Origin of the sequence: Cryobacterium suzukii (assembly GCF_004403185.1) — a bacterium.
GTDB classification, from domain to species: Bacteria; Actinomycetota; Actinomycetes; order Actinomycetales; family Microbacteriaceae; genus Cryobacterium; species Cryobacterium suzukii.
Genome location: NZ_SOHJ01000004.1, coordinates 315,430 through 327,439 on the forward strand (window position 1 = coordinate 315,430; position 12,010 = coordinate 327,439).

The 12,010-nt window shown below is 62.6% G+C and carries 14 protein-coding genes, 1 pseudogene and 1 riboswitch; of the genes and pseudogenes, 11 read left to right on the forward strand and 4 right to left on the reverse strand.

The window, feature by feature from the left end; genetic code table 11:
* The first annotated feature begins 25 nt into the window (after positions 1 to 25).
* The 9 genes and pseudogenes from E3T39_RS05860 (at position 26) to E3T39_RS05900 (ending at position 8,470) form a co-directional block, all read left to right on the forward strand.
* The gene (locus E3T39_RS05860; protein WP_134513773.1) at positions 26 to 1,510 is read left to right on the forward strand and encodes a sugar ABC transporter ATP-binding protein; all 1,485 of its coding nucleotides are present in this window, start codon (positions 26 to 28) and stop codon (positions 1,508 to 1,510) included.
* On the forward strand, positions 1,507 to 2,478 hold the full coding sequence (locus E3T39_RS05865) for an ABC transporter permease (protein ID WP_134513774.1): 972 nt from the start codon (positions 1,507 to 1,509) through the stop codon (positions 2,476 to 2,478). The genes E3T39_RS05860 and E3T39_RS05865 overlap by 4 nt, the downstream gene beginning before the upstream one ends.
* A complete protein-coding gene (locus tag E3T39_RS05870) occupies positions 2,478 to 3,587 on the forward strand; it encodes a Gfo/Idh/MocA family protein (RefSeq protein WP_134513775.1) in 1,110 nt (369 codons plus the stop codon). Before E3T39_RS05865 ends, E3T39_RS05870 begins: the two co-directional genes overlap by 1 nt.
* On the forward strand, positions 3,584 to 4,597 hold the full coding sequence (locus tag E3T39_RS05875; protein ID WP_134513776.1) for a sugar phosphate isomerase/epimerase family protein: 1,014 nt from the start codon (positions 3,584 to 3,586) through the stop codon (positions 4,595 to 4,597). Before E3T39_RS05870 ends, E3T39_RS05875 begins: the two co-directional genes overlap by 4 nt.
* The gene (locus E3T39_RS05880; RefSeq protein ID WP_166784050.1) at positions 4,597 to 4,920 is read left to right on the forward strand and encodes a putative quinol monooxygenase; all 324 of its coding nucleotides are present in this window, start codon (positions 4,597 to 4,599) and stop codon (positions 4,918 to 4,920) included. Before E3T39_RS05875 ends, E3T39_RS05880 begins: the two co-directional genes overlap by 1 nt.
* 206 nt (positions 4,921 to 5,126) lie before the next feature.
* Positions 5,127 to 6,011: an alpha/beta fold hydrolase gene (locus E3T39_RS05885; protein ID WP_134513778.1), complete on the forward strand. Its 885-nt coding sequence runs from the start codon at positions 5,127 to 5,129 to the stop codon at positions 6,009 to 6,011.
* A gap of 58 nt (positions 6,012 to 6,069) precedes the next feature.
* The gene (locus tag E3T39_RS05890) at positions 6,070 to 7,200 is read left to right on the forward strand and encodes an agarase (RefSeq protein WP_134513779.1); all 1,131 of its coding nucleotides are present in this window, start codon (positions 6,070 to 6,072) and stop codon (positions 7,198 to 7,200) included.
* Positions 7,201 to 7,284: 84 nt separating this feature from the next.
* Positions 7,285 to 7,425: pseudogene (locus E3T39_RS05895) on the forward strand (sugar phosphate isomerase/epimerase); the annotation flags it as partial.
* Between the two features lie 163 nt (positions 7,426 to 7,588).
* Positions 7,589 to 8,470: a DsbA family protein gene (locus E3T39_RS05900; protein WP_166784051.1), complete on the forward strand. Its 882-nt coding sequence runs from the start codon at positions 7,589 to 7,591 to the stop codon at positions 8,468 to 8,470.
* Between the two features lie 99 nt (positions 8,471 to 8,569).
* Here E3T39_RS05900 and crcB read toward each other — a convergent pair whose 3' ends face one another.
* The 3 genes from crcB to E3T39_RS05915 all read right to left on the reverse strand — a co-directional run bounded on the left by crcB (position 8,570) and on the right by E3T39_RS05915 (position 9,990).
* Positions 8,570 to 8,950: a fluoride efflux transporter CrcB gene (gene crcB / locus E3T39_RS05905; protein WP_134513781.1), complete on the reverse strand. Its 381-nt coding sequence runs from the start codon at positions 8,948 to 8,950 to the stop codon at positions 8,570 to 8,572.
* Complete coding sequence (locus E3T39_RS05910; protein ID WP_134513782.1) at positions 8,947 to 9,426, reverse strand: CrcB family protein; 480 nt, start codon at positions 9,424 to 9,426, stop codon at positions 8,947 to 8,949. Before E3T39_RS05910 ends, crcB begins: the two co-directional genes overlap by 4 nt.
* A 17-nt stretch (positions 9,427 to 9,443) precedes the next feature.
* A riboswitch (Fluoride riboswitch) is annotated at positions 9,444 to 9,513 on the reverse strand.
* A 96-nt stretch (positions 9,514 to 9,609) separates the two neighbouring features.
* Positions 9,610 to 9,990 (reverse strand): ArsR/SmtB family transcription factor, encoded by a 381-nt coding sequence (locus E3T39_RS05915; protein ID WP_134513783.1) that lies wholly within the window; start codon positions 9,988 to 9,990, stop codon positions 9,610 to 9,612.
* Between the two features lie 158 nt (positions 9,991 to 10,148).
* Here E3T39_RS05915 and arsB point away from each other — a divergent pair, with 158 nt between their 5' ends.
* On the forward strand, positions 10,149 to 11,216 hold the full coding sequence (gene arsB / locus E3T39_RS05920) for an ACR3 family arsenite efflux transporter (RefSeq protein WP_134513985.1): 1,068 nt from the start codon (positions 10,149 to 10,151) through the stop codon (positions 11,214 to 11,216).
* 16 nt (positions 11,217 to 11,232) lie between these two features.
* A complete protein-coding gene (locus tag E3T39_RS05925) occupies positions 11,233 to 11,631 on the forward strand; it encodes an arsenate reductase ArsC (protein WP_134513784.1) in 399 nt (132 codons plus the stop codon).
* Between the two features lie 112 nt (positions 11,632 to 11,743).
* On the opposite strand, the gene E3T39_RS05930 is transcribed toward E3T39_RS05925, so the two are convergent.
* On the reverse strand, positions 11,744 to 12,010 hold the full coding sequence (locus E3T39_RS05930; protein WP_134513785.1) for a metal-sensitive transcriptional regulator: 267 nt from the start codon (positions 12,008 to 12,010) through the stop codon (positions 11,744 to 11,746).

The following is a 12,010-nucleotide window of genomic DNA, read 5'->3' on the forward strand; positions in this document are numbered from 1 at the left end:
TGGTGGCGGCTCTCCAGCGGTAAGAATGCGGGGCATCGTCAAGAGCTTCGGCCCGGTCGAGGTCCTGAAATCCGTCGACATGGACATTGTCGCCGGTGAGGTGCACGCTCTTGCCGGAGAGAATGGCGCGGGCAAGTCGACCCTGATGAAGGTTCTGCAGGGCGTTCATCCGATTACCTCTGGCACCATCGAGGTCGCGGGCCAGCCGGTCGCCATTCGAACCACCGCCGATGCCGAACGGGCCGGCATCGGCATGGTCTTTCAGGAATTCAGCCTCATCCCCTCGATGACGGTGGCGCAGAATATCTTTCTCAATCGGGAGCTTCGCGGTAAATCGGGACTGGTTGACGACCGTGCTGCGGAAAAAGCCGCGCGCGAGATCTTTGATGGCCTGGGTGTCACGATCGATCCCAAGGCGCGGGTGGAGACGCTCGGCACCGCGTACTGGCAGTTGGTCGAGATTGCTAAGGCTTTGGCCAAGAACGCCAGCGTGCTGGTGATGGACGAACCCACGGCCAGCCTCGCCAAGCACGAGGTCGAGAACCTCTTCGAACTGATTGACAAGCTTAAGAGCCGCGGCATCGCCATCGTCTATATCTCTCATCGAATGGACGAGATCCGCCGCGTCGCCGACCGCATCACGGTTCTGCGGGACGGCCGCGTCGTGCTCGCAGCCGAGGTCGCGCAACTGACCGCGGCTGAGATCATCGAAGCGATCATCGGACGGAGGCTCGCCTCTGACCTGGTGTATCGCGACCGGCAGCTGTTGGCCGATGCTCCGATTCTGCTGGAAGCCACCAATATTGGGAGCGGCCGCGTACTCAAATCAGTCAGCCTCACGATTCGGGCCGGAGAGATCGTCGGTCTCGCCGGGCTAATGGGCAGCGGACGCACCGAGTTCGCCCGCGTGGTCGCCGGCATGGACCGTCCCACCCGGGGGACGCTGAGTATCGATGGCAAACTCGTTCGCTTTAGTACCCCTCTCGCTGCTCAGCAGGCGGGTATCGCACTAATTCCCGAGGACCGTCGCGATCAGGGGCTGGTGCTTGACCACTCCGTCTCCGACAATCTCACTCTTCCCGTGCTTGACCGCGTGAAGTCAGGTGCCTTCCTCTCCATGACCAAGTTGCGCGAGCTGACCAATCAGCTCGTCACCCGCTTTGGCGTCAAGGTCGCCGACCCCTATGCGCCGGTCAGCCGGCTGTCGGGCGGCAACCAGCAGAAGGTCGTCGTGGCGAAATGGATCAACACACGCCCCCGTTTATTGGTGATGGACGAGCCCACTTCCGGTGTCGACATTGGCACGAAGACGGAGATCCTCGACATCGTGCGTGAATTCGCCTCGGAGGGCAATGCTGTGCTGTTCATTTCATCCGAATTACCAGAACTCCTCGCGGTCGCCGACCGCATCATCGTCTTCCGCGAAGGACGCTCCGACCGCGCACTCAACCGCGACGACGTCGCGAGCGAGGAACAGCTTCAACTCATAATCCAAGGAGAGGCAGCATGAGCAGCCCCACAACGGCCACTAGGCCATCCCTCATCTCCCGAGCTGTAACTCGATTTGACTGGCGTAGCAACGTCATCTACATCGCCTTCGTGGTCGTGTTTATTCTGTTCGCCATCTTCCTCAGCAGCGACGGATTCCTCTCCACCAACAACATGCTGAACATAGTGCGGCAGACGGCAACAATTTCGATCATGGCTGTCGCGATGACCTTCGTGATCGCCACGGCCGAAATCGACCTCAGCGTCGGCTCGATCGCTGGCCTCGCCTCCGTCGTCACTGCCATGGCAACGACCCAATGGGGTCTCGTTCCCGGCATACTCGCCGGGTTGCTCTCCGGGGCCGCTATCGGGGCGATTAACGGTGGACTCGTAGCCCTACTGAAGGTCCCGTCCTTCCTCGTCACGCTGGGTATGCTCGGCCTCGCAGCGGGGCTCGCGCAGTGGATTACCGCCTCGGCACCCCAGCCCATCGGCAACACTGTGTATGTGCAGATATTCGGCGGTGGCGACTTCGGTCCAATTCCCGGGCTCCTCGTCTGGACGGTCGTGGCCGTCGCGATCGGATGGATCGCGATGAACCGGACGAGTTTCGGACGCCGTGTGTTGGCGACCGGCGGAAATCCCACCGCGGCCGCCTACACCGGCATTCGCACAGCACGGATTAAATTCACCGTGCTACTGCTCTCCGGTATCGCCGCCGCTATTGCCGGGATGCTCTACGCGGGCCGGCTCGAGTCAGGCCGGTTCCAGTGGGGCCAGGGTGACGAACTCACAGTCATCGCCGCGGTAATTCTCGGCGGTACAAGCCTCTTCGGAGGCCGGGGGGCGATCATCGGTACGCTCGTCGGCTCACTGTTCATGGGCCTCATTAACAACGGTCTCATCCTCGCCGGGCTCGACGTCGCCCAGCAGTCGGTCGTGCGTGGCGCGATCATCATCGCAGCGGTCGCTCTGTCGAGGAAGAAGTGATGACCAGGCCGCTCCGGAGCGGCATAATAGGAACCGGTTTTATGGGACGTGTGCACACACACGCTGTGCGTTCAGTAGGCGGCGTCGTCGTCGCCTACGCCGGCCGTGATGCCGACCGAACCCGACTAGCCGCTGACGAAGAGAACGTACCGTTGGCTCTCACGCCAGAAGAGTTGATCGCCCATCCGGATATCGATCTGGTGCACATTTGCACTCCAAACGCGCAGCACGTTCCACTAGCCCTGGCCGCAATTGCCGCGGGCAAGCACGTTGTATGCGAGAAACCACTAGCCCTCACCGCCGACGATGCCCTACTGCTCCAGCGCGCCGCCGATGATGCGGGAGTCGTAAACGCCGTGCCCTTCGTCTACCGCTTCTATCCGACGGTTCGCGAAGCAAAGGCCCGAATCGCCGATTCGGGCGAACGCATCTGGCTTGCGCATGGCCACTACCTGCAGGACTGGCTCTCGGAGCAGTCGAGCTACAACTGGCGGGTGACGGACGCGGGATCCCGTGCCTTCGCCGACATAGGTGTGCACTGGTGCGACCTCTTCGAATTCACTACCGGTCATCGCATAGACAAATTGCTCGCGCAGAGCTCTCGACTCCATGACACTCGTCTCTCGGACGCGGGCGAGGTCCCTGTCTCCACAGAAGACGGTGTGACCATGATGTTCCATACAGATCGCGGTGCCACAGGCTCCGTCGTGATCTCCCAGGCCAGCCCCGGGCGCAAGAACCAGCTGTGGATGTCGCTCGATGGTGAACACCACTCGTATGCCTTCGACCAGGAAAATCCAAACGGTCTGTGGATCGGGTCGACTTCAGGAATCTCAATCATTCCGAAGGGCCTTGACGCGGTGAACCACGCTGCCACCGCGCCCTACGTCACCGTACCGTCCGGACATCCGCAGGGCTACCAAGATTGCTTTGGACTATTCATGCGGGATGTGCATTCTGTAATCAAGGGCAAGGCCGTCAATGGCCTTCCCACCTTTGCTGATGGTGTGCGCGCAGCCCAACTGACGGACGCGGTAATCGAGTCTTCGAAATCGGGCCACTGGGTCGACGTAGTACCAACTCGTCAGCCGACCTCGAGGGCCGCATGAGCCACCTGACGCACCCCGTCACGTTATTCACGGGCCAATGGGCAGACCTCCCCTTCGAGGAGGTGGCACGGCTCGCGGCCTCGTGGGGCTATGACGGTCTCGAGATCGCCGCGTCGGGCGACCACCTAGACCTAAAGCGCGCCGATGAGGATGCCGCGTACCTCGCATCCCGCCTTGAAATTCTAGACCGGTACGGCTTGAAGGTCTTTGCCATCTCGAACCATCTCGCCGGGCAGGCTGTCTGCGACGCACCCATCGACTTTAGGCATCAGGCGATCCTGCGCCCGTACGTGTGGGGAGATGGTGAGGCTGAGGGCGTGCGGCAACGGGCGGCCGACGATATGAAACGTGCTGCGCGCGTTGCCCGAAAGCTCGGCGTCGACACCGTAGTGGGATTCACCGGTTCGTCGGTCTGGCCGTACGTCGCAATGTTTCCGCCGGTGCCAGCGTCGGTCATTGAGGCCGGCTACGACGATTTCGCCGCGCGTTGGAATCCAATCCTCGATGTCTTCGACGATGAGGGGGTTCGATTCGCGCACGAGGTGCATCCCGGCGAGATTGCCTACGATTATTGGACGAGCGTGCGCACTCTTGAGGCGATCGGTCATCGCACGGCGTTCGGCTTCAACTGGGATCCGAGCCACATGATGTGGCAAAACATCGATCCGGTCGGATTCATCTGGGACTTCCGAGACCGCATTTACCACGTGGACTGCAAGGACACCCGCCTGCGCCCCGCCAACGGCCGGGCCGGTGTTCTAGGTTCCCACCTGGCCTGGGGCGACCCACGACGCGGCTGGGATTTCGTATCGACTGGACACGGCGATGTGCCATGGGAAGACGCATTCCGAGCTCTGGAGTCGATCGGCTACGGCGGACCCATCTCGATCGAGTGGGAGGATGCGGGAATGGACCGGCTCCACGGTGCGGCCGAGGCGATCACATTCGTTCGCTCCAAGCTATGGACACGACCGACCGACTCCTTTGACGCGGCGTTCACAAACCAATGATGACGCAACCGGAGTCGGCGTTCGTTGTCTACGCCCAAATTCGGGTGAGCGAAGCGAAGCGCGAAAGGTTTCTCACAGATATCCTAAATCTCGCTGAGCGCTCCCTCGCCGACGAGACAGACTGTTTGCAGTACGACGTGATCGAACTCGATCGCGCGACCCAACTCTTTGGGGTCTACGAGGTTTACCGCACTCCAGCTGCTTACGGCTTACACCAGGCCTCACTTCACTTCCACGCGTGGAAGGTCGTGGCAGAGGTCGTCATAGAGGAAGGAGGCCTCGACGTCCAAACCGGTCGGCGAGTGCCCTCAATCGTCTGCTGAGCGAACTCGGCCGAGTCACCCACTTGACTGACACCCGTATTTTCCCGATCAGGTCAATTGCGAAGGCGCTCGTTCACCATCGATATTCGCCAAGCACGGCACCCGATTGCAGTGGTTAATCCGTCGGATCCTGTCACACGTACGGGTCTCGACGTAATTCGTGGTTCGACTCGAACTGAAAAAAGCGAGAAAAAGGAATATAGATCATGGATATTATTCAGGACCATAACGGTGTCCCAGCAACGCACGGACGAGCCCTCGTCAATGGCGTCCGGCTGCACTACGTCGTCGCCGGGCAGGGCGAGCCGCTGTTTCTGCTGCACGGCGTACCCAAGACGTCATACCATTGGCGTCGCGTAATTCCCCTTCTGACGCCCTACTACACCGTCATCGCGCCAGACCTGCGCGGTCTCGGTGACTCGGAACATCCCAAAAACGGTTTCGACATGAAGAACATGGCTGAGGACATCGCGCAGTTGGCCACCCACCTTGGATACGACACGTTCAACCTGGTTGGCGAGGACTGGGGGGCATCAACTGCCTACCAAGTTGCCTCTCAGTATCCGGACCGAGTCAAGAAGCTCGTCTTCCAGGAGATGATCCTGCCAGGGTTCGGCCTCGAAGACTACTCATTCCTGACCCGCAAGAATGTCAGCACCTATGTCTGGCTGTGGCACATCAACTTCTATAGCGTGCCGGACTTTCCCGAGTTCCTCATCACCGGCAAGGAGAGGGAATACTTCAATTACTTCATCAAGCACGAGGCACACAACCCCCAGGCGATCACGCCCGATGCGCTCGACGAATATGTACGGTGCTACTCCTCGCCCGGTGGGCTCCGCAGCATGTTGGAGATTTACCGCGCGACACTCGACGACGCGGACCAGAACCACGAATCCGCCAAAACCAAACTGAAGATGCCCGTCCTCGCTGTCGGGAGTGAGTACTTCATCGGTGAGGACAACGAACGCCAGATGCGCCAGGTGGCAGAGGACGTGCGGGCCGTCATCCTCCCATGGGGCCACCAACTCGCAGAGGAAGATCCAGAGGCATTGGCTGCTGCGTACCTGGATTTCTTCGGGAGATTATGATCGCTGCCATATCGCTGAGCAAAAAACGATAATGACGTCGGAAAGGACAAATCAGATTATGGCCGTACCAGAAAGCCCAGGAACTCGCTTCTTCACCGTTGCGCAGAGCTCAACCGGATCATGGAGCTTCATTGATCCCGAGGGAAAGCCGTTCGTGTCCCTCGGTGTGAACCATATCGACGACTCTGATTTGCGATATCCCCACAATGTCGACGTGTGGAATGAAAGATATGGATCTCGGCAGAAATGGGAACAGGGCGTTGTCGCAGACTTGCAGTCGCTGAACTTCAACACCATCGGTTGGACAAGTCAGTACATCAGCGGGGGGTGGGGCGAGGCGCTCGACTGGTTCGGTGACCCCGTCGATCTTGGCCACTCGCATCCGTGGCCCGATCGCGACCTGCTCGAGGCGGGTATGCCCTATGTCGTGCAGCTCCGGGTGCAGGAAATCGAAGACTGGAATGGCCACCCCGCATACCGCGACGTGTACGGCGAAGACTTCGCCAAGTATGCGGACTGGCTCGCGCGACGAATGACTTCGGATCACAAAGACAGCTCAAACCTCATCGGATACTTCCTTGTCGACATCCCCGGGTGGCTCCCCCACGCGGCGGGACAGTTCTGGCCAGGCTTCGACGGCCTGTCCACGCAGGAGCACGACGCCAAGTTGTACGACGTGGCACAGCAGTATTACAAGACAATCACCGAGGCCATTCGTCGCTATGACCCAAACCACTTGAACTTGGGCGACCGCTATAACGGCAACAAGGGCATCCCCGAAGCGGTGCTCCGCGCGATGACCGATTATGTTGACGTTCTTTCCGTGCAGTATTTCACTGGAAAATCCCCGGAGGAATACGCGACGATGATCGGTGATCTCCGCAATTGGCAGCAGCTCACTGGCAAGCCCGTCCTGATCGCCGATATCGGCAATTGGGTGTCTACTGCGATGAATCCACACCGTACCAGCGACATGGAAACGCACGAGGAGCGCGGCCAGGACTATGCGAATGGTCTGGCAACGATCATGCAGGAGCCTTGGATCATCGGCTGGCATTGGTGTGGCTACATCGAAAATCTGGGTCGCGGCTGGGGAATCAAGGATCCCCAGGACAATTTCTACACGGATATGACAGACCCTATGCGCGCAGCCAACGCCGCCGCACAGACCACCATCGCCGATCGCTAAATCGAAACTTGGAGCACAGCACCAGAAACAGACAGATGACTCTTTGCAGGAAGAGTGCAGTCGGGTTGGGCGCGCCGTTGGGACGACGGCCCGATTTCGGTGGAGTGGGAGGATGCGGGAATGGATCGCCTGATCGGAGCACCGGAGGCGCTCGCCTTCCTGCGCTCGCTGGTCTTTGACGCTCCGACTGCCGCGTTCGATGCTGCCTTCAGCACGCGCCGCTGACAACCCGAATCCGCTAGTCAACTCTCGACGACCATGCGCCGTTCTCTGCCCGCAGGCGGGTCTGCTCCCAGCCAGTCTGAACCGCAGCGTTAAGCAGGGCCGCTAACGTCGTAGACATCGGCTGTTTCGGCAGCACAGCGACGAACGAATGGTGAACTCCCGCATGAGCACTTCCGGCCAGGCCCGACCGCCCAAAAAAGACCGCCGCGAGGAAGCCCGCGAAACCGCGCGCCTCATGCGTGCCGAGCAAGCGAAGCGGGATAAACGCCGTCGCCTCTTCCTGCGCGGCGGCATCGGTATCGGCCTGCTCGCCGTGGTCGCCATCGTGACCCTCGTCGTCGTGAACAACGTCAGTGCACCCGCGGCGCCAGGACCGGCCAACATGGCCAGTGACGGCATCCTACTCGGCAGCGACGGCACCACGGTCTCCGCTGCCACGTCGGCCGCTCTCGAAGCGGATGCCGACCCCATCGCGACCGACCAGAGCGCGCTCGCCGACACGGCCAACATCGTGATGTACGTCGACTACCTCTGCCCCATTTGCGGCGATTTCGAGGCCACCAACGGCGAACAGATCACGAGCTGGGTCACCGCCGGCAACGCCACGGTTGAGATCCACCCGATCTCCATTCTCGACCGGCTGTCGTCGGGCACGAAGTACGCCACGCGTGCCGCCAACGCCGCCGCCTGTGTGGCTGACTTCGACCCCAATAAATTCCTCGACTTCAACACGGCTATGTTCGCGGAACAGCCGGCCGAGAACACGACCGGCCTCTCGGATGCCGAGCTGACCGCACTCGTGGATGGGGCAGGAGCAACCTCCCCCGAGGTTGCCAGTTGCATCGCCGATCAGACCTACTCCGGCTGGGTCGAAGCGTCGACGCAGCGCGCGCTCGATGGGCCCATCCCCAACTCCGACATTGAACAAGTCAAGGGAACCCCCACCGTGCTGGTGAACGGCGTGAAGTACACCGGTTCCAACTCCGACGCCGCCGCGTTCGAGGCGTTCGTTACCGCACAGATGACCGCTGCGCCCGGCGAGTAGCCCGCCGGCTTCTTCACGGCGCCGCGGGAGTTGCGCCGCTGCGCGGGAGGCGAAACTCCCGCGCACTGGCGCAGGTCCAGCGCCACGGGCGCGCGGGTGCTAGCCGAGCGTGAGCCCGGCCCAGAGACCAAACGCGGCCGCGATAACGGATGCCGCCAGCATGCCGATTCCGTTGGCCAGCGCGGCCAGATACCGGTGCGCCTGGGCCAGCCGCACGGTCTCGAAACTGGCCGTGCTGAACGTCGTGTACCCGCCGAGCAGGCCGACGCCGAGCACGAGGCTCCACTCCGGCGCGAGCAGGTGGTTCATGGCGAGGCCGGTGATAAGACCGAGCAGCAGCGAGCCGCTCACATTGATGACCGTGGTGCCGTACGGAAACGCGTCACCGAGACGGGCCCGCACGAGGCCGTCCAGAAATAGGCGGGCGGACGCGCCCAGTCCGCCAGCCGCAGCGACGGCCAAGAACAGGAGCGGGGTCATCCGTTCTCCTCCCCTTGAGCGGATGCGCCGCCACCGTTCGCGCGCCGGTGCAGCGCCGCGCCCAGCGCGACTCCGAGCCAGGTAGCGAGGCCGCCGAGTAGTACCGTGCCCAGCGCATAGCCAATGGTCGCTCCAATGGCGCCGCCGTGAAGGAGCAGTGCGCTGTCCGTGGCGAGGGCGCTGTAGGTCGTGAATCCGCCGAGCAGGCCGGTACCGAGCAGCAGGCGCGCGGTGCGGCGGCCGCCGGCGTCGGGTCCGCGGCGCACGAGCGCTTCGAGCAGCAGCCCGAGCAGCAGGGCTCCAAGCACGTTGATGCCGACGGTAGCCAGCGGCAGGTCGGCGCCCGCAGCAAGATCGACCGGCGGCAGCAGCAGCCCGAGCGCTTGGCGGAGGGCTGTGCCCACGGTTCCGCCGAGAAAGACGAGGCCAAGGTAGCGCCAGCTCAGGTGTACGGCTCGTGGCGTGTTCGTGGCGATGGTTCACCTACCTGTTGCACTCAGCAGGAACCATTAGCGCGGGCAGTTTGAGCGGATGCTCGGGCGGGATCCATCGCCGTGGCCAGAATACACGCCCCATCGGTGGACTTCTCGAAGACAAGCGGTCACGAATGATCGAGCAGGACGAACGGATGCTGCCGCCCGAGCAGACCAGACTCTGCGTCAGACCGCGGCGAGCACTCCGGCGACGGATTCGAGAGAGCCGGGAACCATGCTGTAGTACGACCAGGTTCCCCGCTTGACCCGAGTGAGAAACCCCGCGTCGACGAGAACCTTGAGATGGTGGGAGATGGTCGGCTGGCTCAACGTGAGCTGGTCGGTCAGGTCGCAGACGCAGGCCTCGGCGTCGGCGTGGGCGGCCACGATCGAGATGATGCGCAGCCGCGCCGGGTCGGCGAGCGCCTTGAGTGAGCGGGCCAGGGAGTCCGCGCGTTCGGGGGCGATGGCCGCGCGCGCCGACGGAGAGGAGCAGGCGGCATCCGCTTGGCCATAGGCGACTCCGCGGGAAATGTCGGTCAGGGGCAGGGTCTGGGTAAACGTCATCTGAACACATCCTCCTTGGATTGACATTGGTCGATGCAATGTCCTAGCGTTAGCATCGACAACGATCAATGTTACCGCGGTTCGCCGTAACACACGCTGTCACAATTTTCTGGAGATTTGTGAGCAGCACAGCTATAGCACCCACCCGGCTCGGCGCGATGGACCGGCTGCTGCCGGTCTGGATTCTCGCCGCGATGGGCCTCGGCCTGCTGCTGGCCGTGTTCGTTCCGGCAGTCGGCGACGTACTCCACGCGTTCACCATCGGGTCGATCAGCGTGCCGATCGCCATCGGACTGCTCGTCATGATGTACCCGGTGCTGGCCAAGGTGCGCTACACGGATGCCCGTGCCGTCGCCACCGACAAGCGCCTGCTGGTCTCATCCCTGCTGCTGAACTGGCTGGTCGGGCCCGCGCTCATGTTTGCCCTGGCCTGGATTTTTCTGCCCGATCTTCCGGAATACCGCACCGGCCTCATCATCGTTGGCCTCGCCCGCTGCATCGCCATGGTGCTGATCTGGAACGACCTGGCCTGCGGTGACCGCGAAGCCGCCGCCTTCCTCGTTGCCGTGAACTCGGTCTTTCAGGTCGTCGCGTTCGGCGCCCTCGGCTGGTTCTACCTGCAAATACTGCCGGGCTGGCTCGGCCTGCCGACCACGAGCGCCGAGTTCTCGATCTGGGCGATCACGGCGAGCGTGTTGGTGTTCCTCGGCATCCCACTGCTGGCCGGTTATCTGTCCCGTCGCCTCGGCGAGGCTCGCCGAGGCCGCGACTGGTACGAGTCCAAGTTTTTGCCCAGGGTCGGCCCGTTCGCCCTCTGGGGCCTCCTGTTCACGATCGTGATGCTGTTCGCCCTGCAGGGTCAGCAGGTCATCGACCACCCCGGCGACGTGGCACGCATCGCGCTGCCAATGCTGGTCTACTTTGCGGTGATGTTCCTGGTCGGGTTCCTGACCGGACGCCTGTTGCGCATGACCTACGAGCGCACCACGACGCTCGCCTTCACCGCCGCCGGCAACAACTTCGAGCTCGCCATCGCCGTCGCTATCGGAACTTTCGGCGCGCTCAGCGGCCAGGCCCTGGCCGGTATCGTCGGTCCGCTCATCGAGGTTCCGGCCCTCGTCGCCCTCGTCTACGTCGCGCTCTGGCTGAAACCGCGACTTTTCCCCGAACGGATGCCGGTGGCCGACTCGGCGCCGGCCGCAGCATCCGCTCGTACCCACGTCTAAACGAAAGAAGACCCCAATGAAACCCTCCGTACTGTTCGTCTGCGTGCACAACGCCGGCCGCTCACAGATGGCCGCCGGCTATCTCACCGCACTCGCGCAGGGACGAGTCGACGTGTTCTCGGCCGGCTCTGAACCGAAGGACCAGATCAACCCGGTGGCGATCGCCGCGATGGCCGAGGAAGGCATCGACATCGCCGGCAACGTGCCGAAGATTCTCACGACCGAGGCCGTCAAGCAGTCCGACGTCGTGATCACCATGGGCTGCGGCGATGCCTGCCCGATCTTCCCCGGCAAGCGCTACGAGGACTGGCTGCTGGACGACCCGGCCGGCCAGGGCATCGAAAGCGTGCGCCCCATTCGTGATGAGATCAAGGCACGCGTCGAGGCGCTCCTCGCCGAAATTCTGCCGGCCTGAGCCCCGCTCTTTCGGACGGGGCCCGGGCCCCGTCCACGGGCCCAGTTTATAAACTGGGCCCGCGGCCATAAGGTGGGCCCGGCGAGCGGATGCCCCGGCCGTGCCGCCCCCGCTACGCGAGCGTCAGGAACAATTTTTCGAGCTCGGCTACCGTGAGCGAGTTCTCGTCGTCGGGGTTCGCGATGCAGTCGCGCATCGCGGTCGACACGATGACGAATCCGGCCTTGTCAAGCGCACTCGACACCGCGGCGAGCTGGGTGACGACGTCGCGGCAATTGCCGCCGCCCTCGACCGCAGCGATGACGGCGGTCAGCTGCCCCTGCGCCCGGCGCAACCGGTTGAGGATCTTTTTCTGTTCGGTCGCCCGAACGTCGTCCAT

Bases quoted from the DNA above. Each gene is read 5' to 3' on its own strand.
- E3T39_RS05860 (WP_134513773.1), top strand. From the start codon at position 26: ATGCGGGGCATCGTCAAGAGCTTCGGCCCGGTCGAGGTCCTGAAATCC.
- E3T39_RS05865 (WP_134513774.1), top strand. From the start codon at position 1,507: ATGAGCAGCCCCACAACGGCCACTAGGCCATCCCTCATCTCCCGAGCT.
- E3T39_RS05870 (WP_134513775.1), top strand. From the start codon at position 2,478: ATGACCAGGCCGCTCCGGAGCGGCATAATAGGAACCGGTTTTATGGGA.
- E3T39_RS05875 (WP_134513776.1), top strand. From the start codon at position 3,584: ATGAGCCACCTGACGCACCCCGTCACGTTATTCACGGGCCAATGGGCA.
- E3T39_RS05880 (WP_166784050.1), top strand. From the start codon at position 4,597: ATGACGCAACCGGAGTCGGCGTTCGTTGTCTACGCCCAAATTCGGGTG.
- E3T39_RS05885 (WP_134513778.1), top strand. From the start codon at position 5,127: ATGGATATTATTCAGGACCATAACGGTGTCCCAGCAACGCACGGACGA.
- E3T39_RS05890 (WP_134513779.1), top strand. From the start codon at position 6,070: ATGGCCGTACCAGAAAGCCCAGGAACTCGCTTCTTCACCGTTGCGCAG.
- E3T39_RS05900 (WP_166784051.1), top strand. From the start codon at position 7,589: ATGAGCACTTCCGGCCAGGCCCGACCGCCCAAAAAAGACCGCCGCGAG.
- crcB (WP_134513781.1), bottom strand. From the start codon at position 8,950: ATGACCCCGCTCCTGTTCTTGGCCGTCGCTGCGGCTGGCGGACTGGGC.
- E3T39_RS05915 (WP_134513783.1), bottom strand. From the start codon at position 9,990: ATGACGTTTACCCAGACCCTGCCCCTGACCGACATTTCCCGCGGAGTC.
- arsB (WP_134513985.1), top strand. From the start codon at position 10,149: ATGGACCGGCTGCTGCCGGTCTGGATTCTCGCCGCGATGGGCCTCGGC.
- E3T39_RS05925 (WP_134513784.1), top strand. From the start codon at position 11,233: ATGAAACCCTCCGTACTGTTCGTCTGCGTGCACAACGCCGGCCGCTCA.
- E3T39_RS05930 (WP_134513785.1), bottom strand. From the start codon at position 12,010: ATGGACGACGTTCGGGCGACCGAACAGAAAAAGATCCTCAACCGGTTG.